We start from the raw sequence: 350 nt of genomic DNA on the forward strand, positions 1-350 counted from the left end.
TTTCGAGACATACTCTGCACAATACCTCTTGATTCAAGTGTCCGGGCATATTGTTTCATTTGATAATGCCACCCTTGATCTGAATGCATCAATAGTTGGTGATTTTCCGGTAAACGTTCTAATGCTGTCTCTAACATTTCTGAAACAAGTGAATACGTCGGTCTAGAGCCAATTGTATAGGTAATAATCTCACCATTATACAAGTCTAATACAGGTGATATATACAGTTTCTCTCCAAACAATTTAAACTCTGTGATGTCTGTTACCCATTTTTGATTCGGTGCATCTGCATGAAAATTGCGCGCTAAAATATTGGGTGCAGTTTTACCAACTTTCCCCTTATAAGACTT

The 350-nt window shown here is 37.4% G+C and carries 1 protein-coding gene; it reads right to left on the minus strand.

All coding sequences use genetic code 11. The features are described from left to right. On the minus strand, positions 1 to 350 hold a 350-nt coding region (locus tag ACS2MN_RS31045), incomplete at both ends, for a DDE-type integrase/transposase/recombinase (protein ID WP_438894979.1).

Source organism: Bacillus cereus group sp. BceL062, assembly GCF_051780025.1.
GTDB classification, from domain to species: Bacteria; Bacillota; Bacilli; order Bacillales; family Bacillaceae_G; genus Bacillus_A; species Bacillus_A toyonensis.